The sequence below is a fragment of the Usitatibacter palustris genome, from assembly GCF_013003985.1.
GTDB classification, from domain to species: Bacteria; Pseudomonadota; Gammaproteobacteria; order Burkholderiales; family Usitatibacteraceae; genus Usitatibacter; species Usitatibacter palustris.
The window spans coordinates 2,470,731-2,492,844 of the sequence record NZ_CP053073.1 but is presented as its reverse complement, the minus strand read 5'-3'; the positions used below and the strand labels follow the sequence as shown (position 1 = coordinate 2,492,844).

Below are 22,114 nucleotides of genomic sequence, written 5' to 3'. Positions count from 1 at the left end.
AGGAGACGTGCAATGAAGACCGCGAAACCGAATGCCCGCAGGAATTTCCTCCTGGCCGCCAGTGCCGGCACCGCCGGTGTGGCCGCAGCTGTCGTGACGGGAAGGAAAGCCGCTTCACCGGGGGCGTTGGATGCTCCGGAGCAGAAGGCAAGGGGCTATCACGTCTCCGCACATATCGAGAAGTACTACCGGACTACCGAGAGCTGAGGAGGCCGATCATGCAACTCACCAGAAAAGCGCAAACGGCGGCAACGCCGCAGAACCCGCTCACGCGGGCCATGTCCGCGCTCGCTGCGAAGACCGTCGACCGCCGTGCATTCCTCAAGGGTTCGGGAATGACCGTGGGTGCGGCCGCGTTCGCGAGCCAGCTGCCCCTCAACATGATCGGCGAAGCCCAGGCGCAGGCGGCCAAGGGCAAGGTCGAAGTGAAACGCTCGGTCTGCACGCACTGCTCGGTCGGCTGCTCGATCGACGCGGTTGTGCAGGATGGCGTGTGGATCCGCCAGGAGCCGGTGTTCGACTCGCCGCTGAACCTGGGCGCGCACTGCGCCAAGGGCGCGTCGGTCCGCGAGCACGGGATGACCGAGCACTCGCACCGCCTCAAGTATCCGATGAAGCTCGTCGACGGCAAGTACAAGCGCATCTCGTGGGAGCAGGCCATCAACGAGATCGGCGGCAAGCTCCTCGACATCAAGAAGGCCCACGGCGCGGATGCGACGATGTGGATCGGCTCGTCGAAGCACAACAACGAGCAGTCCTATCTCTTCCGCAAGTTCGTGTCGATGTTCGGCACGAACAACATGGACCACCAGGCGCGCATCTGCCACTCGACCACGGTTGCCGGTGTCGCGAACACCTGGGGCTATGGCGCGATGACCAACTCGTACAACGACCTGCAGAACACGAAGTGCATGTTCTTCATCGGGTCGAACGCGGCCGAGGCGCATCCCGTGTCGATGCTCCACGCGCTCGTTGCGAAGGAGCGCGGCGCGAAGATGATCGTCGCGGATCCGCGCTTCACGCGCACGGCGGCGAAGGCGGACCAGTACCTGCGGTTCCGTTCGGGCACTGACGTGGCGCTCCTCTTCGGCATGCTCCACCACATCTTCAAGAATGGCTGGGAAGACCAGAAGTACATCAACGACCGCGTCTATGGCATGGACAAGGTCCGCGAAGACGTCATGAAGAAGTGGACGCCGGACAAGGTGACGGAAGTCACCGGTGTGTCGGAGGCCGACGTCTACAAGGCCGCCGAGACGATGGCGCTGAACAAGCCCTCCACCATCATCTGGTGCATGGGCCAGACCCAGCACTCGATCGGCAATGCCTTCGTGCGTGCTTCCTGCATCCTGCAACTCGCGCTCGGCAACATCGGCATGGCCGGCGGCGGTGCCAACATCTACCGCGGTCATGACAACGTCCAGGGTGCGACCGACATCGGTCCGAACCCGGACTCGCTGCCGGGTTACTACGGCATCGCCGCGGGTGCCTGGAAGCACTGGTGCCGCGTCTGGGGCGTGGACTACGAGTGGATGAAGGCCCAGTTCCAGAACCAGACGATGATGGAGAAGTCGGGCATGACCGTCTCGCGCTGGATCGACGGCGTGCTCGAGAAGAACGAGCTCCTCGACCAGGACTCGAACCTCAGGGCCATCATCTACTGGGGGCACGCGCCGAACTCGCAGACCCGCGGCCTCGAGATGAAGGAGGCGATGGAGAAGGTCGACATGATGGTGATCGTCGACCCGTATCCGACGGCGGCGGCGGCGATGCCCGATCGCAAGGACGGCGTGTACCTGCTGCCCGCGTGCACGCAATTCGAGACGTCCGGTTCGGTCACCGCTTCCAACCGCTCCATCCAGTGGCGCGAGAAGATCATCGACCCGCTGTTCGAGTCGAAGACCGACCACGCGATCATGTACGCGTTCGCCAAGCGCTTCGGATTCGAGAAGGAGTTCGCCAAGAACTACAAGCTCGTGAAGGACAAGGGCGGATGGGACGAGCCGGTGATGGAAGACGTCACCCGCGAGTTCAACAAGGGAACCTGGACCATCGGCTACACCGGCCAGTCGCCCGAGCGCCTGAAGGCCCACATGCGGCTCATGCAGCACTTCGACCCGAGGACGTTGCGTGCGACGGAATCGGTCGTCGACAAGGAGACGGGCTACGACATCAAGGGCGACTACTTCGGATTGCCGTGGCCCTGCTACGGGACGCCCGAGGTCAAGCACCCCGGCTCGCCCGTCCTTTACCGGACGGATCTTTCGATGATGGACGGCGGCGGCTGTTTCCGAGCCAACTTCGGCATCTCGCGCGAGGGCGTCGACCTGCTCGCCGCGGACGGATCGCATCCGAAGGACTCCGACATCACGACCGGGCATCCGGAGTTCGACCACGTCCTCATGAAGAAGCTGGGATGGTGGTCGGAGCTCACGCCCGACGAGCAGAAGGAAGCCGAAGGCAAGAACTGGAAGACGGACCTCTCGGGCGGCATCCAGCGCGTGTGCATGGTCAATCACAACACGCACTTCTGGGGCAATGCGAAGGCCCGTGCCGTCGTGTGGAACTTCCCGGACGGCATTCCGCAGCACCGCGAGCCGCTCTACAGCCCGCGCCCGGACCTCGTCGCGAAGTACCCGACGCACGACGACCGCAAGGCTTTCTGGCGGATGCCGACACTCTTCAAGACCGTGCAGCAGAAGGCGGTCGCGGACAAGGTGCACGAGAAGTATCCGATCGTGCTCACCTCGGGCCGCCTGGTGGAGTACGAGGGCGGCGGCGACGAGACCCGTTCCAATCCCTGGCTCGCGGAGCTCCAGCAGGAGAACTTCGTCGAGATCAACACCAAGGACGCGGAGAACCGGGGCATCAAGTACTGGGACAACGTGTGGGTGTCGACCCCGAGCGGCGCGAAGATCAAGGTTCGAGCGCTGGTCACCGAACGCGTGGGACCGGGAACGAGCTTCATCCCGTTCCACTTCGCGGGCTGGTGGCAGGGCAAGGACCTGCTCGATAAATACCCGGACGGATCCGCGCCGATCGTGCGCGGCGAGGCGGTGAACACCGCCACGACGTACGGATACGACTCGGTCACGATGATGCAGGAGACCAAGACCACGCTGTGCAACATCGAGCGGGCGTAAGGAGACGACCATGGCACGAATGAAATTCATCTGCGACGCCGAACGCTGTATCGAGTGCAACGGCTGCGTGACCGCTTGCAAGAGCGAGCACGAGGTGCCCTGGGGCGTGAACCGCCGCCGGCTGGTGACCGTGAACGACGGTGTGCCCGGCGAGCGTTCCATCTCCGTGGCGTGCATGCACTGCTCGGATGCACCTTGCATGGCCGTTTGTCCCGTCGATTGCTTCTACAAGACCGACGAAGGCATCGTCCTGCACGACAAGGACCTGTGCATCGGCTGTGGCTACTGCTTCTACGCCTGCCCCTTCGGCGCGCCGCAGTTCCCGCAGGCGGGCGCTTTCGGCTTGCGCGGCAAGATGGACAAGTGCACCTACTGCGCGGGCGGCCCCGAGGACAACGGCACGGCCGAGGAGTACCGCAAGTACGGCCGCAACCGCCTCGCCGAAGGCAAGCTCCCCGCATGCGCCGAGATGTGCTCGACCAAGGCGCTGCTCGCGGGCGACGCCGAGGTGATCACGCGCATCTACAAGTCGCGCGTGGTGGGTCGCGGCGGCAAGGGCGAGGAGATCTGGGGCTGGGCAATGGCGTACGGCGGCAGCGCAAAACTGTCCGACCAGCCGGGAGCAAAGGCATGAGGTTCGCTCTCGGCGTAGCGGCAGCCGCGTTGCTGCTCTCGGCCTGCACGGAGGTTGGCCAGGACGATCCGAAGGCGAAGGTTTACGCCGGCAAGGTGGATGAAAAAGCCTATGCCGGTGACGCCTTCAAGGGTGACCAGAAGAAATGGGAGCAGGCGCTGGCCGCGCGCGCGAATTTCCAGAATGAACGCGCTCGCGCCACGTGGCAAAGCGTCCGGCCCCAATAACAAAGGAGGAGGAATCCATGCTGCAAAGCTACTTGGGTCGCATCGGCGCGGTGGTTCTCGGCGCGTGCCTTGCGATGCCGCTCGTCGCGACGGCGCAGCAAAGCGCTCCGCCGGCGGAGAAGGCTGCTGCTCCGGCTGCAACGGCTCCTGCGCCAGCACCGGCGCAGGCGGCTCCGGTTCCCGCGCCGGGCTCCACCGCCACTCCCGGCTGGAACGTACCGCCGCAGTGGGACAAGGTCGATCGCGCACCGGGCTACGCGTCAGTGCCAGGACGTGAAACCAACGTGCTGATCCAGGGCGCGGGCCACGAATGGCGCAAGCTGCGCAACGGCCCGGTTACGTTCTACGGCGGGATCCTGCTCCTGCTCCCGTTCGCGGCGCTGCTCGTGTTCTATCTCTGGAAGGGGCCGATCAAACTCCATGACCCGCTGACGGGCCGCCAGATCGAGCGATTCACGAATATCCAGCGTACCGCGCACTGGACGATGGGCATTTCGTTCGTCGTGCTCGCGCTCACGGGCATCGTGATCCTTTTCGGCAAGCACATCATCCTGCCGTGGCTGGGGCACGCGGGCTTCGCGTGGATCACCATCGTCGGGAAGAACCTGCACAACTTTGTCGGGCCGCTGTTCATCTTCGCCCTGGTGGTGTTCATCCTCCTGTTCGTGCATGACAACCTGCCGAAGGCGTACGACCTGGCGTGGTTCCCGAAGTTTGGCGGCATGCTGTCGGGCGAGCACGTTCCGTCGGGCAAGTTCAACGCGGGCGAGAAGGCGTTGTTCTGGGGCCTCGTGGTAGTGCTGTGCCTCACGCTGAGCGCCACGGGATTGATCCTCAACTTCCCGAACTGGAACCAGGGCCGCGAAGCGATGCAGATCGCGAACCTCGTCCATGGCGTGGCTGCGATCTTCGCGATGGCGATGGCGTGCTTCCATATCTATCTCGGCACGGTCGGGATGAAGGGCGCGTTCCAGGCCATGAAGACCGGCCTGGTCGACGAGACCTGGGCGCGCGAGCACCACCAGTACTGGTACGAAGACGTGAAGGCCGGCAATCGCCCCGAGAAAGTGATCGCGACGTCCGCTGCCCAACCGGCGACGGGAGACTGACCATGACACGCACGAAAGCCCTGCTTTTCACGATGGTGTTGACGCTCGGTGCGGGCGCGGCTTGGGCGAAAATCCCGCCGCCTCCTCCGCTCACTGACGCGCAGAAGGCCGCCGCCGAGGAGAAGAAGAAAAAGGACGCCGAAGCGGCCGCGAAGGGGAAGGCCGCACAGGCCGCGGCCGAGGACAAGGCGGTGAAGAACTTCCAGGACAACATGAAGAAGCAGAAGAAGGCCGTGCCCAAGCCGACGCCCATCGTGGCGGCGGCCCCTGCGCCGGCGCCCGCGGCAGCGGCGCCCGCGAAGGCCCCGGACAAGCCGGCGGAGAAGGCAGCACCGAAAAAGTAGCGCGAACCGCAGTCGGGCAGAAAAGACAAGGCCGGAGATCATCCGGCCTTTTCTTTGGGCGTATTATTTTTCGTCCCGAGGGGCTTCGACAACGACCGACAACGAGAGGAGAGGCTGACGATGATTCGATTGACGTTTGGGCTGTTCGCCGCGACGGCGCTGGTGGCCGGATGCGCGCACATGAGCCAGCCGGAGCCCGATGGCCCGATGGCGACCGCGAACCTGAAGGCGACGAAGGGCAACTCCGCCAATGGCTACGTCGTGTTCCAGCAGAAGGGCGACAAGGTCCTGGTTAGCGGCACTGTGTCGGGTCTCAAGGCCAATGCCGAGCACGGCTTCCACGTGCACGAGAAGGGCGATTGCAGTGCCCCGGACGGCATGAGCACCGGCGGCCACTTCAACCCGGGTGGAAAGCCGCACGGCCACGCGGGCGAGCGCCACGTGGGCGACATGGCGAACCTCAAGGCCGACGAGCATGGCAACGCAACGGTTTCCTACACCTCCGATCTCATGAAGGTCGGTAGCGGCGAGAACGACATCGTCGGCAGGGGCCTGATCGTCCACGCGAACCCGGACGACTACAAGACGCAACCGACGGGCAATGCCGGCGGCCGCATCGCCTGTGCCGTGATCACGAAGGCGCCCTAGGCTTGGGTTGGCCCGCGCCGGTCACGCTCGCCGGCAAGTACGCAACGCTCGTTCCGCTGGAGCCCTCGCACGCGGGGGCTTTGGCGGAGGCGGTGGGCGATGGCGAGCTCTGGCGCCTCTGGTACACCGCCATCCCCTCGCCCGAGGGCATGGGCGCCGAGATTGAAAGGCGCCTGGGCCTCCATGCGAAAGGCTCGATGACGCCCTTCACCGTGCTCGACGCGAAGGGCACGCCCGTGGGCATGACCACCTACATGAACGTCGATGCCGCCCACAAGCGCGTGGAGATCGGCAGCACCTGGTACGCGAAACGCGTGCAGCGCAGCGCCCTCAACACCGAATGCAAGCTGATGCTGCTCGGGCACGCGTTCGACAAGCTCGATTGCATCGCCGTCGAATTCCGCACGCACCGCTTCAACCTGCAGAGCCGCGCGGGCATCGAGCGGCTCGGCGCGCAGCTCGATGGCATCCTGCGCAATCACCAGCGCAGCGCCAACGGCGCGCTGCGCGACACGGCCGTCTACAGCATCACGCTCGCCGAATGGCCCACCGTCCGGGCGCACCTCGCCTGGCAGATCGAGAAGCCGCGCGCCTGATTCACCAGGTGTAGCGCACCGTGTAGCGCACCACGGCTTCGCCCTTGGGGGCGACCTTCACCGGGAAATGGATCGTGCGCGAATCCTCCTTCGTGAAGTCCTGCGTCTTCTTCAGGATGGTCCAGTTGCTCCAGCGGTAGAGGTTCTCCTTCACCACGACGGTCACGGTCTCGTCGGGCTTCTGGTTGCGCACCTTCACCTCGATGTCTTCCTCGATCCACTTGGCCGACGTGTCGACGCGATAGTCGACCTGCCTGCGTTCGCCCACGACGTCGAAGGCGCTGCCGAGCTTCACCATGAGCGTTTCGTCGCGCGCGGTGTGGCCGATGAGGTCTTCGCCGATGAACTCCAGGCTCTTGTCGGCTTCGTCGAGCTTGGCCACGCGCATCTTGCCGGCGGGAAGCGGGATGCCGAGCCGGTTCGCCTGCGCGTTCTTGAAGCGCAAGGACACATCGACCTTCTTGTTCGACTGCACGCCGAAGTTTCGGTCGGTCATCGGCGAGCCGTAGTAGGGCATCGCCGCCTGGCCTGCGTAGAGCAGGGCCTTCTCGCAGCCCACGCCGGTGGCCGTCGGAAAGAGCTCGATCTGCTTGGTCGAGTTCTGCGCGAGGGACGTCGTGCGGCCCAGCGTGTAGAGGTGGTACTCGAAGAAGGCCTTCTCGGCGAAGCCCTCGGCCTTGCGAAACTCCAGCGCCGCGGGAGCCGGCGCCGCCAGGGCGTAGGCGCGGCCCCCGACCGGCGCGCGCTGGACGTCGCCTGCGACGAGCTTGAGCTTCGCGTTGTCGAAGGACGCGCCCGACTGGTTCACGATCGTGACCCAGGCCGCGACATCGAGCCGGCATCCTCCCGCGGCGGGCTCCGAATAGGTGAGGTTGTAGTCGGTCCACCAGGTCATGCCGCGCGTCTGGTACGCGACGCGCGACTTGTGTTCGCCCGCGGCCGCGGTCTCGATGTCCCACACCAGCGTGGGCTTGCTGATCAGCCCGCCGGGCAGTTCGGGCAAGCGCAGCCCCGCGTAGTCGCTCACGACGCGCACGCTGCCGTCGGGATTGCGAAGCGTGAGGCCGCCGCGCGTGCCCACGAGCGTTCCCGAAAAAGTGCTGACACTCGCGCCCCGGGCCTGCTCGACGGTTACGTCGCGATCGAGGTAGCGCGAGAGCAGCTTGTCGGTGCTCGTCAGGTCGAACTCGAAGCTTTGTTCGACCACGCGCGTGCCTTTCGGGTCGGTAAGACTTTCAAACGCGACCGTCGTGGCATCGATGTTCGCCGGGACATCGGTCACGCGAAGGATGTTGCGCCCGCGCTTGAGCGTGAAGGAGCGCTCCTGCCGTACGAGGGCGTAACCGGGAATGGCCGAGCTTTCGCCGCCGCTCTGGATCATGTGCGGACTGAGCGAGCCGGGCTGCGCGCTCGAATAGATGGTGACCGAGGTCTGGGCTGCGGCAGCGGCCGGGAGCGCGACAAGGATGGCGAGGACAAGCGGGCGAAAATGAGTTTTCACGGGGGACCTCCAGGGGACAGGTAAGGATGTTAACGGGCGTCCCGGCCCGGGGGGTTAAGATACTGGAATGAAATTCCAGGGCACCGATACCTACGTCGCCGATGACGACCTGAAGCTCGCGGTCAACGCGGCCATCACCCTCCAGCGCCCCTTGCTCATCAAGGGCGAACCGGGCACCGGCAAGACCCTCCTCGCCGAGGAAGTGGCCCGTTCCCTGGGCAAGCCGCTCTACCAGTGGCACATCAAGTCCACGACCAAGGCTCAGCAGGGCCTGTACGAATACGACGCCGTTTCGCGGTTGCGCGATTCCCAGCTGGGTGACGCGCGCGTGGGCGACATCGCCAACTACATCGTGAAGGGCGTGCTCTGGCAGGCGTTCGACTCGAAGGAACAGGCCGTGGTGCTCGTCGACGAGATCGACAAGGCCGACATCGAGTTCCCCAACGACCTGCTGCGCGAGCTCGACCGGATGGAGTTCTACGTCTACGAGACGCAGCAGACCGTGACGGCCACGCACCGCCCGATCATCATCATCACCTCGAACAACGAGAAGGAGCTGCCGGACGCATTCCTGCGCCGCTGCTTCTTCCACTACATCCGCTTCCCCGACAAGGACACGATGCAGGCGATCGTCGATGTCCACTACCCGGGCATCAAGAAGCGGCTCGTGCAGGCGGCGATGGAAGTCTTCTTCGACATCCGCGAGATGCCCGGCCTCAAGAAGAAGCCTTCGACCTCCGAGCTCCTCGACTGGCTGAAGCTCCTCCTCGCCGAGGACATTCCTCCGGAAGCCCTGCGCAGCGAAGGCCACCAGGCTTCGATCCCGCCGCTGTATGGCGCGCTCGTGAAGAACGAGCAGGACGTGCACCTCTTCGAGCAACTGCTGTTCCTGCAGCGCCGCGGTCGAACCTGAGGAGGGCAACATGGCGACTCGCAAATCGACGGTGAAAAAGAAGAAACCCGCGGCGAAGAAGGTGGCGGTGAAGAAGCCCGTCATGAAGCCCGTGAAGAAGACGGTGAAGAAGACCGTCAAGAAGACGGTCAAGAAGGCGGTGACCCAGGCCGCGAAGTTCGCCGGCATCGGCAGTGAAGCCGTGATGAAGGCCACCGGCAAGGCGTGGGAGCAGTGGCTGGCGGTGCTCGACAAGGCCGGTGCGGCGAAGATGCCGCACAAGGCGATCGCCGACATGGTCTCGAAAAAATTCGGCATGCCCGACTGGTGGGCCCAGATGGTCACCGTCGGCTACGAGCAGGCCCGCGGCCTGCGCGCGACGTACGAGAAGGCCGACGGCTTCGCGGCGAATGCCTCGAAGACCATGAACGCCAACCTCGATCGCGTGTACGACGCGTGGCACGACTCGCGCCTGCGCGAGTTCTGGCTTCCCGGCGCGCCGCTCGACGTGCGCCGCTCCACGGACGGCAAGTCGATGCGCATCACCTGGACGCTCGGCAACTCCAACGTGGACGTGAACTTCTACGCCAAGGGCGCGGACAAGAGCATGGTGCAGGTCGAGCACTCGAAGCTTTCGGACGCCGAAGCGGTGGCTGCCCAGAAGGTGTACTGGAGCGAAGGCCTCGAGCGCCTGCGCGCCTGGCTCGAGGCGGGCGTTCCCAAGGGCCGGTCCGCGAAGAAGGTCTAGCGGTGCTGTTCGATTTCTTCTTCACCGTGCGGAAGGCCGGCGTGCCCGCGAGCGTGAAGGAGTTCCTCGTGTTGCTCGAGGCGCTCGACAAGGGCGTGATCTACGGAAGCGTCGACGATTTCTACACGCTCTCGCGCCTGTGCCTCGTCAAGGACGAGGCCTACTTCGATCGCTTCGACCTCGCCTTCGCGCAGTACTTCAAGGGCGTGCAGGCGATTCCCGACGCGCTGCTGAAGGACATCCCCGGCGACTGGCTGCGCAAGATGACCGAGCGCTGGCTGAGCGACGAGGAGAAAGCGCGCATCGAGGCGCTCGGCGGCTGGGACAAGCTCATGGAGACGCTGCGCCAGCGGCTCGAGGAACAGAAGGACCGGCACCAGGGCGGATCCAAGTGGATCGGCACCGCCGGCACGTCACCCTTCGGCGCCTACGGCTACAACCCGGAAGGCATCCGCATCGGGCAGGCCACCGGACGCAACCGGCGCGCGGTGAAGGTCTGGGACCAGCGCGAGTTCCGCGATTACGACACCGATCGCGAGCTGGGCGTGCGCAACGCCAAGATTGCGCTGCGCAGGCTGCGCCGTTTTGCGCGACAAGGCGCGCCGGAAGTGCTCGACCTCGACGGCACGATCCGCTCGACGGCGAAGAACGCCGGGTGGCTCGACCTCAAGATCGTCCCGAAGCTGCACAACGCGGTGAAGGTGCTGTTGCTCCTCGACGTGGGCGGCACGATGGACGACCACGTCCAGGTGGTCGAGGAACTCTTTACCGCGGCCAAGAGCGAGTTCAAGCACCTCGAGCACTACTACTTCCACAACTGCGTGTACGAAAGCGTGTGGAAGGACAATCGCCGCCGCCAGAACCGCGTGCCGACGGTCGAGCTCATGCGCAAGTACGGCCACGACTACAAGCTGATCCTCGTCGGCGATGCGGCGATGAGCCCCTACGAGCTCGAGCAGGAGGGCGGCAGCGTCGAGCATTGGAATGACGAGGCGGGGCACGTCTGGATCGAGCGGCTGCTGCGCACCTGGCGGCACGCCGCGTGGCTCAATCCCACGGCTGAAGAGCATTGGCGCTGGACCACGAGCACCCTCAACATCCAGCGCCTGATGGAGAACCGCATGTATCCTGTGACGGTCTCAGGTCTCGAACGCGCCATGAAGGAACTGGCGTAAGCGGGAGGGGAAATGCGCCGGGTCCGCAGTCCGTATGTGTGGTTCGCTTTGCCGCTCGCATTCGTGCTGGGCGCCTGGCTGCGCATCGACCAGCTTTCCAACCAGGTCCTGATCGAGGATGAGTGGCATCCGGTCCACCAGGTCATCTACTACTCCTGGCTCCACGTCTTCGGCTCTTTCGGAAACGCCGACTACAGCATCCCGCTCACGGCGTGGTACTACGCGCTCGCCAATGCCGTCGGGGTGAGCGAGCTCGATCTGCGTATCCCGCCCCTGATGGCCGGCATCTATGCCGTGGTGCTGATCCCCTGGTGGTTGCGCCGGTCATTCGACACGCGCGCGATCGCGATCCTCGGGTTCCTGCTCGCGGTCTCGCCCTTCCTCATCTCGTACTCGCGCATCGCGCGTTCTTATGCCCTGACGCTGCTCGGCGTGTACGCGGCGTTGTGGTGCTTGCAGTGTGCGATTCGGAATGCGCCCGAATTCCGGTGGTGCTATGGCGTTGCGTACAGCGTCCTTTGCGGGCTGGTCGCCTGGGCTCATCCGATCACGGGGCCGCTATTGGTCGCACCACTCGCCTTCCTCGCGTGGGGTGTGTGGCGCGGGAATGGCATTCGCTGGGCAACGCTCGTGAAGCTCACGGCCCTTGCAGGCGTTTGCATGGCGGTCTTCGTACTGCCGCCGCTGCTGCACGACCCCGCGGCGCTCGCCGGCAAGTCCGGGCGCGACCAAATCGGGGTCGATACGATCGTCGGGGCCTGGCACCTCTGGATCGGGACGGGATCGTCCGCGGTGGCCGCGATTGCGTTGGTGCTGGCCGCGCTGGGCATCGGCACGGCGGTGCGTCGCTCGCACATCGTCCGTTGGGTGGTCGCCGGCGCGACGCTCACCGTCGTGGCGCTCTTCGTGACGCAGCCCTGGTGGATCAACCAGCCGCTCGCGTTCGGCCGCTACCTGCTGGCGGTCGTGCCGGTGGTGCTGCTTGCCATCGCGTTGGGAATGCTCCGCGTGGGCGACGGGATCCGCCGCCTGTGGCGCGGGCGCGCGGCACCGCGTCCTGCCGCGAGCCTGCTGGCCCTTCCCGTCGCCTTGCTCGCGTGGTGGCCGACGTCGCCGCACCCCGATCTTCTGCATGAACCCAATTCCTACACGCAGCATTCGTACTTCCAGCTCGACTACCGCGTTGAGCGCAACCCCGTCCGGAAATTCCTGCCCACACTCCCGAAATCGGGCCTGTGGAACGCGATCGCGGCAGCGCCACCCGAGTCACTCACCATCGCCGTGGCGCCGTTTCGGTACGCGACGTACGAGTGGCCCGCGCCGTATTGGGAGCTGATCGGCCACCAGCGCGTGATCCCGGCATTTCTCTGGGGAACGTGCGAAGCGACCCGGTACGGAGAGGTTCCGCCCGATTCACGCTTCCGGTTCCAGAACGCGGTTCACGTTTCGAGCGAGGCGGACCTGCTCGGCAAGCAGGTGGCCTACCTCGCGTACTTCAAGGGCAAGGCCGGCCTGAGCGAGCCGTTGCCCAAGTGCGAGGCGTGGATGCGGACCCGTTTCGGCCCGCCGCACTTCGAGGACGAGGTTCTGGCGATCTGGGACCTGGGCAACTGATCCCTCGCGGCTTCAGCGCCGCGCGCCTTCCACGAGCTTGCGGGCGGCGGCGATGCGCTCGTCAACGCCTCCGGAGCCTTCGGGAATCTCGCGGGAAGCGGTGAGGTCCTCGATGAGCCGCAGCGCATCGCTGCGAACGCCTCGCGAGATTTCCGGATCACGAGCGACACCGGCGCTCCAGTCCAGGGCCGTGGCCGAGGCGCTGGCATCGAGCGCGAGCGCGAGTCTCGCGGCCGTGACCAGTGCGTCGCCGAGCACATTCTTGAAGTGATGCTTCTGCGCGCCATCGAATGCCGCGGAGAGGTGGCTGGCAGCTGCGTGCGTTTCACCGAGTGCGAGGGCAGCCTGCGCGAGCACGATGCGCGCGTCGAGGCCGGGGAGCATGTAGCCGTGACGCTCGGCGATCGCGAGCGCCTGTTCGAGGGGCGAGCGCGCGTCGGCGGGGCGGCCCAGGCGCACCAGGGCGTCGCCCGTGGACATCAGGTTCAGCGCGATCAGGTTGCGGTCGCCGGCCTTGCGCAGGACGTCGAGTGCGGCGCGGTAACGCTCGAGCGCCGTCGAATGATCTTCCATGCGCGTGGCCACGACGCCCAGGTTGTGCATCGCGCGGCCGATGTTCGCGGTGGCATGCAACTCCCGCCAGCAACCGAGCGCACTTTCGTAGCCGGCTTGCGCCGCCGCGTAGTTGCCGAGATGGTTCTCGGCCATCGCGAGGTTGTTGTGCGCCGCCGCGCGCAGCGTGGGCTTGCCGGTTTCAACCGCCATCTCGAGCGCGCGCCGTTCGAGCTCGCGGCCTTCCTCGAGGTGCCCCGAGTGCACGGCGATCAGGCCCTGCGTGCGGCAGGCGGCGGCGATGAGCGTGCGGTCGCCACCGGCCTCGGCTCCTGCGCGCGCCTTGTCGCACTGTTCGCGCGCTTCGTCGAGCCGGCCCGCGAGAAGGAGCGTGAAGGCGAGGGCAGCACGGGCCCGCGCGAGGTCCCGCGGCGCATCAAGCGATTCGAGCGCGGAGACGCAGCGGGTGAGGGCGTCGAGCGCGCCGGCGTTGTCCGAGGCGAAGCGCCGGAAGGTTCCCAGCATCAGGCGGGCGCGTTCGGCCGATGGCGCATGCCCCGCGCGTTGCGCAGCATCGAGCCAGCGTTCGGCCGCGCCGATGCCTTCGGCGAAGAAGCAGCGGCATTCGAGGAATTCGAACCACGCGGGTGCGGCGGCATCGAGCGCCTCGGTGTCCGCCTCCTGGGCCAGCGATTGCCACGTCGCGCGGATGTTGGGGGCGTCGAGCTCGAGTTGCGCAAGCGCATCGGCTTCGCCTTCGCCCGCCAATGTCGCCTGCGCGTCGCCGAGCACGCTCCGGTAGTACGCGTCGCGGCGTTTGAGAATCGCGGCGTGCCGGGTGGCGAGCGACTTGGCCATCGTGTCCGGTGGTTCCCATGCGAATTGCCGCACCACCTCGTGCAGGTGCCAGCGACCATTGCCCGCCGCCTGCAGGAGAGATTTTTCCGCGAGCGATGAAAGGGCGCGCACGCTGGCGTGAGCGACCTGGCCGGCGGCTTCGCGCGGAAACGAACCCACGAGGGCGGAGAGACCTTCGAGGGCTTCGCGTTGCTCTGCCGACAGCCGCTCCCACGAATACGCCACGACGGCGGCGAGCGAGTTGTGCCGCGCGGCGCGATTGACGTGGAAGCTCTTGAGCTGCGCGGCCCGCGTGGCGAGCGAGGCGGCGATCTCGGCGCACGGCACGTTGCGAACCCAGCTCGCCGCGAGCTCCAGCCCGAGCGGCAATCCTTCGAGAAGCGTGCACAGCCGTGTGACGCTGGGAAGCTCCGCCGGGAGCGAGAAGCCGGTGTAGGCCTGGCGCGCACGCTGCGCGAAGAACTGCACCGCGGCAAAGGACTGTGCCTCGGTCGGGTCCGCGCCTTCGGGCGGGAATGCGAGGCCATCGAGCGCGTAGAGCCATTCCTCCTGCAGGCGCAGCGGCTCGCGCGACGTGGCGAGGACCTTCACGCGCGCGCCGGTGCCGCGCAGGAGAGCGGCGACCTGTGCCGGGATGGACTGTGGATCGTCGCCGGATTCGCCCAGCAAGTGCTCGAGGTTGTCGAGGATCAGGAGGGCCGTGCGATCGCGCAGCCAGCTCGCGGCCAGATCGAGCGGATCGGCCGAGCCCGCGGGCTGGAGGCCGCAACCGCGCGCGACCGTTTGCGCGAAGAGCCGCGGCTCGCGAACGCCATCGAGCGCGATGACATGGATGCCCCCGGGGAATGCCTCGGCCTCGAGGTCGGCGATCGCAACGGCGAGGCGCGTCTTGCCCACGCCGCCCATGCCATGGATCGTGACCAGGCGGCATGACGGGTCAGCGAGTAGTCCGCGCAGCTCGGCGAGTTCCTCCGTGCGGCCGATGAAGGAAGTCGCGGCGGCAATACGCGCGGGCGGCTCGCGGCCCGCCGTCGCGCGGCCTTGCCGCAAGCGCTCCGCATACGCCGACATCTCGTCGGAGGGAGGAGCGCCGTGGGCCACGGCGCGCGCGCGGCGATAGACCTCGTAGTGCGCAAGCGCCTGGTCGTTGTTGCCGCCTTGCGCGAGCCATTCCATCAGCAGGCGGTGCATCGCTTCCGACGCCGGCTCCTGGCGAAGCCAGGCATCGGCGACCGCGCGCGCTCGCGAGGTGGATCCCTGCGCGTGCAAACGCTGCGCGAGCTTCAAGTGCACACCGTGCGCAAGCGCGCGCAGGCGGGTTCGCTCGGCGAGAAGCCAGTCGGAGAATTCGGGCGCCGCATCGCCGGGCACGCCTTGCAGCAGCTCGCCGTAGCCGGCGATCGCGCGCTCATGCGCGTCGCTGGACGAGGATGCGCAATCGGCGATGAAGCCATCCACGTCGAGCTCGAAGCTTGCATCGCGCGCCACGCCGATCCGGTCGCGACCGATCTCCAGGCACGCGGATACCGGGGCGGGCAGCTTGGTGAGCGCAACCCGGAGGCTGCCCAGCTCCAGGCGCTGACCGGCTCCGCCCCAGAGAAGGGTCGCCAGGCGCGGGCGGGCCACGGCTTCCCGCTTCATGAAAAGGTAGGCCGCGAGCCAGACCGCCTTCTGGGACGGGCAGGCCAGGGGTTCGCCACCGGCCTCGAAGGCGGGCGTTCCGAGCAGGCGGACGCGCAGGGCCGGGTTCATGGACCTCAATGTCCGTCAGCCGGAGGCCCGGCGCAACCCCCGGGAGAGGGGAATAACGGCGGATTAACGGTCGGTTAACACCGGGCTGGAACCCCCGGCGGCACGATGGCCTCGACATCCACGACCCAGGGAGGGGTCATGAAAAAGCAAAACCTGAGAAGGTCGGCGCAGTAACGCTAGCGGACGAAACGGCGAATGCCGTCGGCTTGCACCTGCCGGCGGACTTCGCCGCGCTGCTCGAGGTAGTGCAGGTGGGCGATCGCCTCGCCCATCGCGAACATCAACTGGTGGTCATCGAGCGTGCGCTTGAACAGCACGGGCAGTGCCTCGTGCGCGGTGATCGGCGTCGCGCAGGCGGCCGCGAGCTTCTCGAGGCGTTCGGCGTGGTGCTCACGCAACTGCGCGATGCGTTCGTGCAATCCATGGAATACGCGATCGTGCGAGGGCAGCACGCGGGCATCGGCCGGCAGCGGCAGGAAGCGCCCGATCGAGTCGAGGAAGAGTGCGAGCGGATTGGATTCCGGCTGGTTGCCCCAGACGCCCACGTTCGTCGTGATGCGCGGCAACACCTGGTCCCCGGAGATGAGCACGTTGAGCGACGCGCAGTAGAGGGCGGCGTGCTCGGGCGCGTGCCCGAAAACCGTGATGACTTCCCACTCGCGGCCGCCGATGGCGAGTTTGTCGCCGTGCATCATGCGCCGGTAGCTCGTCGGGATCGACGGCACGCCGCGACGATAGCCGTTGGCCGTGCGCATCTTCTCGGGAAAGCGCGAGGTGTCGAGGCCGTTCACGCGGAAGAATTCGATGCCGGTGCCGCGATCGAAGCCCGCCGTGTCGTCGTGCGCCGCGTGGCCCGAGAGGTATTCGCCGAGCGTGATCCAGAAGGGCGCGCAGGTCTTTTCGACCAGCCAGTTCGCGCTGCCCAGGTGATCCGGGTGGTAGTGCGTGACGACGATGTTCTTCACGGGCCGCCCGCCCATCGTGCCGGCGAACTGTTTTTCCCAGAGATCCCAGGTGGCCTGGACGCCGAGGCCCGTGTCGACGATCGTCCAGCCGTCGCCGTCCTCGAGCAGCCACAGGTTGATGTGGTCGAGCGCGAACGGCAGCGGCATGCGGATCCAGTGCACGCCCTCGGCCACGCGGATCGCTTCGCCGGGCGCGGGGAGCGCCTCGGCGAAAGGGTAGTCGACGACGATCACTTGGTCGTGAAGACGAACACGCCGTCCCAGTCCTTCGCCGGCGGGTTCTGGCGCAGGTTGGCGATGCGCTCGAGGTAGAGCTTGTAGACCTTCACGTCGGGGTTCGCGTAAGCGAGGTTCTTCATTCGCGCCTCGGCGTCGTCCCAGCGCTGCTTGCGGTAGTACTCCACGCCCTTGTGGAACTCGTCGAGCTCCTTCAGCGTGGTCTCGCCCACTTCGCCGATCTTGCCCACCGGCTCGAAGATCTTCACGCCCTCGAGCTTGCCCTTCACGCGCACCTTGTCGATCTCGCGGTAGACGTACGTCTGCACGGTGTCGACCATGTTCCCGGAGACGAGGACCTTCACGCCGTACTCCTTGGTGAGACCCTCGAGGCGCGAGGCGAGGTTCACGGCGTCGCCCAGCACGGTGTACGCGCGACGGAATCGCGAGCCCATGTCGCCCACGTTCATCACGCCGCAGTTGAGGCCCACGCCGATGTGCAGCGGCGGCCAGCCCTTCTTCGCGAAGTCCTCGTCGAGCTTGCGGATCGCCTTCTGCATCTCCATCGCGGCCTCGAGCGCGTTGGTGGCGTGGTCGGTGTCCTTCAGTGGCGCGCCCCAGAAGGCCATGATCGCGTCGCCGATGTACTTGTCGATCGTCCCGCGCCGGTGCTGGATCACCTCCGTCATCGACGTGAGGTAGGTGTTCATCATGTCCTTCAGCGCCTCCGGGGAGAGGCCCTCGGAGATCGAGGTGAAGTCGCGCACGTCGGAGAAGAGGACGGTCATCTCGCGCGATTCGCCGCGCATCGAGTACTCGCCCGGGTTCTTGCTCATCTCCGCGACGAGCTCCTTGGGCACGTACGTGCCGAACAGGCCCGTGATGAGGCGCCGCGAGCGCGCTTCCGTGAAGAAGCCCCACGCCATGTTGATGAAGTAGAGCAGCACCAGCATCAGCATCGGCGGCGCCAGCGGCATCACGTAGTTGTTCGACTTCCACTGGTAGGCGTTGAACGCGTTGATGAGGATCACCAGGCCCACCATCACGCCGGTCGCCACCAGCGCGCTCATGCGGGGCATGAACACCGCGAAGGGCACGCCGATCAGCAGGAGGGTGAGCACCGAGACCGCGAGCACTTCCGCGGGCTTGTGCTTGATGGTCTTGTCGAGGAAGCCGCCGACGAGGTTCGCGTGGATCTCGACGCCGGGGAAGTCCTCGCGCACGGGCGTGGCGCGCAAGTCGAGCAGGCCCTGCGCGGAGGTGCCGACGATGATGATCTTGTCCTTGAGCTCGTCGGCGCCGAGCTTGCCGCGAATCACGTCGGTCGCCGAGACGTAGCGGAAGGTGCCCGTCGCGCCGCGGTAGGGAACGAGGGCCGTCATGCCGTCGTCGAGCGGAATCTTGAGATCACCCACCTGGAGCTCGGTGATCCACCCGACCGCGTTCGCGCCCGAGCCATCGGTGCGCGTCTGGATCTTCAGCGGCGCGTTGGCGAGGTAGGTGCGCAGCACCGCGAGCGACATGGCTTCGTAGTAGCCGTCCTCGTAGCGCATGAGCATGGGCACGCGCCGCGTGGTGCCGTCGAAGTCGAGCGCGGGATAGAGGTGTCCGGCCGCCGTTGCGTTCTTCTGCAGGATGCCGATGTTCGCGCTGTAGCCGCTCGCGAGGTGGTGCCGGAATTGCGTGGGCGGCAGGTCCGTCGAGGCAAGGGTCGGTTGCGGCAGCTCACCCGCCTTGTCCGCTTTGCCACCGAGGAAGAAGCCGAGCACCACGGGATACTTCTTCACTTCCTCGGCGAAGAGCGCGTCGTAGTCGAGGCTCATGCGCGAGCGCTGCAGCCAGGCGTTGTACTCCGCGTTGTCCTTGAGCTCGCCCTTGCTGATGCTTTCGAGGTTCGCGAGACCCGAGCTCGGGTCGGCTTCGGGGAACGCGACGTCGAACCCGACCACTTTCACTTTGTAGTGTTCGAAGAGCTGCTTGATCATCACCGCGAGCTTGTTGCGGCTCCAGGGCCAGCGGCCTTCGGCGGCAAGGCTCTTCTCGTCGATGTCCAGGATCACGACGCGCGTGTCCATCGTGTTCGGCATGAACAGGCGCAGCCGCGAGTCGTAGGCGATGAGCTCGAGCTGCTGCACGAACCGCATCTGCAGCCATTCGGCCTCGTGGGCCACGAAGAGGAAGACCACGAGCAGGCCCAGCCCGATGCGCGCGAGGCTGTGCATCGAGAGCTTCGGGTTCCAGCGCGAGATGAGCTTCACAGGGGATGCGGCCTTGTTTTCTTTGGGAAAAGTGCTCAGCCGTTAGCGCGACGATGATACACCGCGCTGGCGGTCGACCGCCTCGCGCAGGGGACGGGGCGGGTCGGCCTGGACGAAGGCGCGAACCGTCGGCTGGAATTCGGGATAGAGCGTGTCGACGGTGCGTTGCGCCTGCGCGCGCCGTTCCACGCCGGTGTTGCCGAAGGACACTTCGCCCTGGTGGTAGACGAAGAGGTCGCCGGCGAGCAGGTGGCGGAACCCCGCGCGGCTCGCGCGCATGCAGAAATCGACTTCCTCGCCGTAGCCCTGGCCATAGCGCTCGAAGTCGAAGAGCCCCACGCGGTCCAGGCATTCGCGCCGGATGTACATGCAGAACCCCACTGCAGTCAGGATGTCCACGCTGCGGCCGGCGTTGGCGGCGTGGAACGCGGCGTCGAGGGAATGGGTGTCCATGCCGGCTGGAAGCTCGTTGTTCTCGCAGAAGCGCGGATAGCTGCAGATCGTCGCGTTGTTGGAGAACGGGGTCACGGTGCCCACATTCGCGCCCCGGGCGTGTGCGGCCAATCGGTCGAGCCACCCGCGCGGCACTTCGGTGTCGGCGTTCAGCAGCACGACGTCGCGCGTCGGGTGCAGCGCCATGCCCTCGTTCACCGTGGCGACGAAGCCCCGGTTCTTCTCGTGGCGCCGCAACGCGACGCGATGCTCACGTGCGAACGTGCTCAACCACTGGGTGATCTGCGGCTCCGGGCTCTCGTCGTCGATGACGATGAGCTCGTGCAAAGTGCTGCCCGAGGCGGCGATCACGCTCTCGAGGCAGCGCTGCGTGGGGCCCAGCCCGCGATAGACCGGGACGATGACGTCGATCAAGCCACGCGCGCCTTGCGGGGTTCCTCGGCCGCTTCCTGCAGTGCGTCGCGCACGGCCTCGAGATACTTGTAGCCGTGACGCTCGTCGGGCTCCAGGTAGGTGCCCTCGGACCACTCGTTCCACGCGTTGAGGAAGATCATCCGCTCGGGCGCCGGGCGCTGCGCCGTGACCTGCACGAGCTGCCGGAACCAGTGCCCGAAGCGCTCGGGCGAGGCACCCCGGAAGATGCGCGCGCGCTTGCGATAGCGGGCGGTGTTGTCCCAGTCCACGAATGCGCCGGGAAAGGCCGGGATGCCGCCTTCGCGTTCGACCTTCAGGATGTGCTTCCACACGCGGTCGTAGTCGTAGAACGTGAGCCCGGAAAGCAGGTGGTAGCGCACGGCGCGCAAGACGTCCTGAACCTTCTCGGGCAGGTGGCGGAACGGCGCGAGCAGCCGGCTGGCCTTGATCGGCGTCGCTTCGTAGTCGGGCGAGTAGATGGCCTCGAAGGGCTGGAATTGCATCGTCGCGTCGAAGTGCTTGAGGACCTCCGGGTTCGGGAACTCGTACTGCTTCATCGAGATGAGGTAGAGGCCGGGCAGTCCGCGCCGGCGCGCTTCCTCGCGCCAGAAATCGAACATCGCGTCGATCTGCACGATGCGGTGCGCGCGATAGACGAGGAACACCGGCTTGCCGTCGATCTTGATCGCGCGCTCGTCGCTCCAGCAGCGGAAAAGGTAATCGAAGTGACGCTGCCAGATCGCCTTGTCCGGCCGATGCGTCTGCTCCTGCAGGATGAGATGGTCCTGGCCGTCCCAGCGCCGCGACCAGGTCTCGTTGGCCCAGGCGAGGCAGAACGGGAAATCGAGCGACTTGTTCTCGAGCACGAGGTTGGTCGGCGTGTCGAGCAGCTGCTTGCCGTCGAACCAGTAGTGGTAGTGGCAGAAGCCGTGCACGCCGTGCTTGCGCGCGATGTCGATCTGCCACGCGAGCGTATCGAGGCGCGATTGGTCGTAGTAGTTGTTGTCGAGCGGCACGCGCGGCTGGTAGTGGCCGCGGAACTGCGGCCGCGCGCGCTTCACGTTCACCCAGTCGGTGAAGCCCTTGCCCCACCACGCGTCGTTCTCGGGAATCGCGTGGAACTGGGGGAAATACATGGCGAGCAGGCGGACCTGATCCTCCGTCATGTCGCGAGGACCTGGTCGGCGATGCGGCGCAGCTTGTTGACGGCGCGGCGCCACAGCGGCGTGTCGGCGCTGTAGGGGGAATGGACGGGCAGCGCCACGCCCATGTCGGCGAAGCGCTTCGAGACTTCTGCGCCCTTGGCCGCGAAGTACTGGATAAAAGCGGGCGAGCCCGAGAGCGAGACCAGCTCGTGGACCGCGGGCGGTGCGGCGGGGCCGACGACCAGCACGCCCAAGCCCCAGCAATGCGCGAACTCCAGGTGCGGATAGCGGCCCTTCACCTCGTCGAAGAGCTTGCGCACGCCGAACTTCAGCGCCGCGCTGCCCGCGTTCTCGACGGTCACGTTCACGTCGTGGAAGAGGATCACGCCGCGCTCCGACATCTTCGGAAGCCACGTGTGGAAATCGTTGCTCACCGCTTCGTACGTGTGGGTGCCGTCGATGTGCAGGAGGTCGATGGAGCCGTCGGCGAATTGCGCGACGGCCCTGTTGAAGTCCTCGCGGACGAGCTGCGCCACGCCCGGGTAGGTCTGCGCCATGTACGCGGAGATCTCGTGGTAGAGGTCGTCCTCGAACTTGCCCATGTGCACGTCGCCCTGCCAGAGGTCGATGCCGTAGCACCTCGAAGGCAGCCCGCACGCGGTCACCGCCTGGCAGAACGCCGCGAAGGACGATCCGCTGTAGGTGCCGAGCTCGACGATGACCGCCGGCCGCAGGCGACCGATCAGCTCGTAGGCGAACGGGATGTGCCCGATCCACCAGGGCGACTTCAACAGTTGCGGCGAAAGTTGCTCCGCCCAGGGGAAGCGCTGGGCTTCCGCTTCGGTGTCGGCGATTGCGACGGTCGACATC

General features: G+C 66.2%; 19 protein-coding genes. 12 read left to right on the top strand and 7 right to left on the bottom strand.

Annotated elements, in window-relative coordinates; all coding sequences use genetic code 11:
• Positions 1 to 12 precede the first annotated feature (12 nt).
• From DSM104440_RS12135 to DSM104440_RS12100, 8 genes are all read left to right on the top strand, one after another.
• Positions 13 to 207 carry a formate dehydrogenase gene (locus tag DSM104440_RS12135; protein WP_171162965.1) on the top strand — a complete coding sequence of 65 codons (195 nt, stop codon included), beginning with the start codon at positions 13 to 15 and terminating at the stop codon, positions 205 to 207.
• An 11-nt stretch (positions 208 to 218) separates the two neighbouring features.
• Positions 219 to 3,143, top strand: coding sequence for a formate dehydrogenase subunit alpha (locus DSM104440_RS12130; protein WP_171162964.1), 2,925 nt, complete (start codon positions 219 to 221; stop codon positions 3,141 to 3,143).
• A 10-nt stretch (positions 3,144 to 3,153) separates the two neighbouring features.
• A complete protein-coding gene (gene fdh3B, locus DSM104440_RS12125) occupies positions 3,154 to 3,777 on the top strand; it encodes a formate dehydrogenase FDH3 subunit beta (protein ID WP_171162962.1) in 624 nt (207 codons plus the stop codon).
• The gene (locus tag DSM104440_RS12120) at positions 3,774 to 4,004 is read left to right on the top strand and encodes a hypothetical protein (protein ID WP_171162960.1); all 231 of its coding nucleotides are present in this window, start codon (positions 3,774 to 3,776) and stop codon (positions 4,002 to 4,004) included. Before fdh3B ends, DSM104440_RS12120 begins: the two co-directional genes overlap by 4 nt.
• Before the next feature lie 17 nt (positions 4,005 to 4,021).
• Positions 4,022 to 5,113, top strand: a complete 1,092-nt coding sequence (locus DSM104440_RS12115) for a formate dehydrogenase subunit gamma (protein WP_171162958.1) — start codon at positions 4,022 to 4,024, stop codon at positions 5,111 to 5,113.
• A 2-nt stretch (positions 5,114 to 5,115) separates the two neighbouring features.
• On the top strand, positions 5,116 to 5,457 hold the full coding sequence (locus tag DSM104440_RS12110; protein WP_212758058.1) for a hypothetical protein: 342 nt from the start codon (positions 5,116 to 5,118) through the stop codon (positions 5,455 to 5,457).
• Between the two features lie 120 nt (positions 5,458 to 5,577).
• Positions 5,578 to 6,105: a superoxide dismutase family protein gene (locus DSM104440_RS12105; protein ID WP_171162956.1), complete on the top strand. Its 528-nt coding sequence runs from the start codon at positions 5,578 to 5,580 to the stop codon at positions 6,103 to 6,105.
• Positions 6,106 to 6,107: 2 nt separating this feature from the next.
• A complete protein-coding gene (locus DSM104440_RS12100) occupies positions 6,108 to 6,701 on the top strand; it encodes a GNAT family N-acetyltransferase (RefSeq protein WP_171162954.1) in 594 nt (197 codons plus the stop codon).
• Position 6,702: 1 nt separating this feature from the next.
• Here the strand turns inward: DSM104440_RS12100 and DSM104440_RS12095 are convergent, their stop codons facing one another.
• Positions 6,703 to 8,202 (bottom strand): DUF4139 domain-containing protein, encoded by a 1,500-nt coding sequence (locus DSM104440_RS12095; protein WP_171162952.1) that lies wholly within the window; start codon positions 8,200 to 8,202, stop codon positions 6,703 to 6,705.
• A 67-nt stretch (positions 8,203 to 8,269) separates the two neighbouring features.
• Between DSM104440_RS12095 and DSM104440_RS12090 the strand changes: the two genes are divergently transcribed.
• From DSM104440_RS12090 to DSM104440_RS12075, 4 genes are read left to right on the top strand one after another with little or no spacing between them, the layout of a single operon-like run.
• Positions 8,270 to 9,115 (top strand): AAA family ATPase, encoded by an 846-nt coding sequence (locus tag DSM104440_RS12090; RefSeq protein ID WP_171162950.1) that lies wholly within the window; start codon positions 8,270 to 8,272, stop codon positions 9,113 to 9,115.
• Positions 9,116 to 9,125: 10 nt separating this feature from the next.
• Positions 9,126 to 9,842, top strand: coding sequence for a hypothetical protein (locus tag DSM104440_RS12085; RefSeq protein WP_171159562.1), 717 nt, complete (start codon positions 9,126 to 9,128; stop codon positions 9,840 to 9,842).
• A 2-nt stretch (positions 9,843 to 9,844) separates the two neighbouring features.
• Positions 9,845 to 11,017, top strand: coding sequence for a vWA domain-containing protein (locus DSM104440_RS12080; protein ID WP_171162948.1), 1,173 nt, complete (start codon positions 9,845 to 9,847; stop codon positions 11,015 to 11,017).
• A 12-nt stretch (positions 11,018 to 11,029) separates the two neighbouring features.
• Positions 11,030 to 12,631 (top strand): glycosyltransferase family 39 protein, encoded by a 1,602-nt coding sequence (locus DSM104440_RS12075; RefSeq protein ID WP_171162946.1) that lies wholly within the window; start codon positions 11,030 to 11,032, stop codon positions 12,629 to 12,631.
• Between the two features lie 12 nt (positions 12,632 to 12,643).
• On the opposite strand, the gene DSM104440_RS12070 is transcribed toward DSM104440_RS12075, so the two are convergent.
• The 6 genes from DSM104440_RS12070 to DSM104440_RS12045 all read right to left on the bottom strand — a co-directional run bounded on the left by DSM104440_RS12070 (position 12,644) and on the right by DSM104440_RS12045 (position 22,113).
• Positions 12,644 to 15,793 (bottom strand): ATP-binding protein, encoded by a 3,150-nt coding sequence (locus tag DSM104440_RS12070; protein WP_171162944.1) that lies wholly within the window; start codon positions 15,791 to 15,793, stop codon positions 12,644 to 12,646.
• A 176-nt stretch (positions 15,794 to 15,969) separates the two neighbouring features.
• Positions 15,970 to 16,992, bottom strand: coding sequence for an MBL fold metallo-hydrolase (locus DSM104440_RS12065; RefSeq protein WP_212758057.1), 1,023 nt, complete (start codon positions 16,990 to 16,992; stop codon positions 15,970 to 15,972).
• Positions 16,989 to 19,232: a CHASE2 domain-containing protein gene (locus tag DSM104440_RS12060; protein ID WP_212758056.1), complete on the bottom strand. Its 2,244-nt coding sequence runs from the start codon at positions 19,230 to 19,232 to the stop codon at positions 16,989 to 16,991. The genes DSM104440_RS12065 and DSM104440_RS12060 overlap by 4 nt, the downstream gene beginning before the upstream one ends.
• Positions 19,233 to 19,274: 42 nt before the next feature.
• Positions 19,275 to 20,099: a glycosyltransferase family 2 protein gene (locus tag DSM104440_RS12055; RefSeq protein ID WP_171162941.1), complete on the bottom strand. Its 825-nt coding sequence runs from the start codon at positions 20,097 to 20,099 to the stop codon at positions 19,275 to 19,277.
• Positions 20,096 to 21,265: a glycosyltransferase WbsX family protein gene (locus tag DSM104440_RS12050; protein WP_171162939.1), complete on the bottom strand. Its 1,170-nt coding sequence runs from the start codon at positions 21,263 to 21,265 to the stop codon at positions 20,096 to 20,098. The genes DSM104440_RS12055 and DSM104440_RS12050 overlap by 4 nt, the downstream gene beginning before the upstream one ends.
• Entirely contained in the window at positions 21,262 to 22,113 is an 852-nt protein-coding gene (locus DSM104440_RS12045) for a class I SAM-dependent methyltransferase (RefSeq protein WP_171162937.1), read from the bottom strand. The genes DSM104440_RS12050 and DSM104440_RS12045 overlap by 4 nt, the downstream gene beginning before the upstream one ends.
• Position 22,114: the final 1 nt, after the last annotated feature.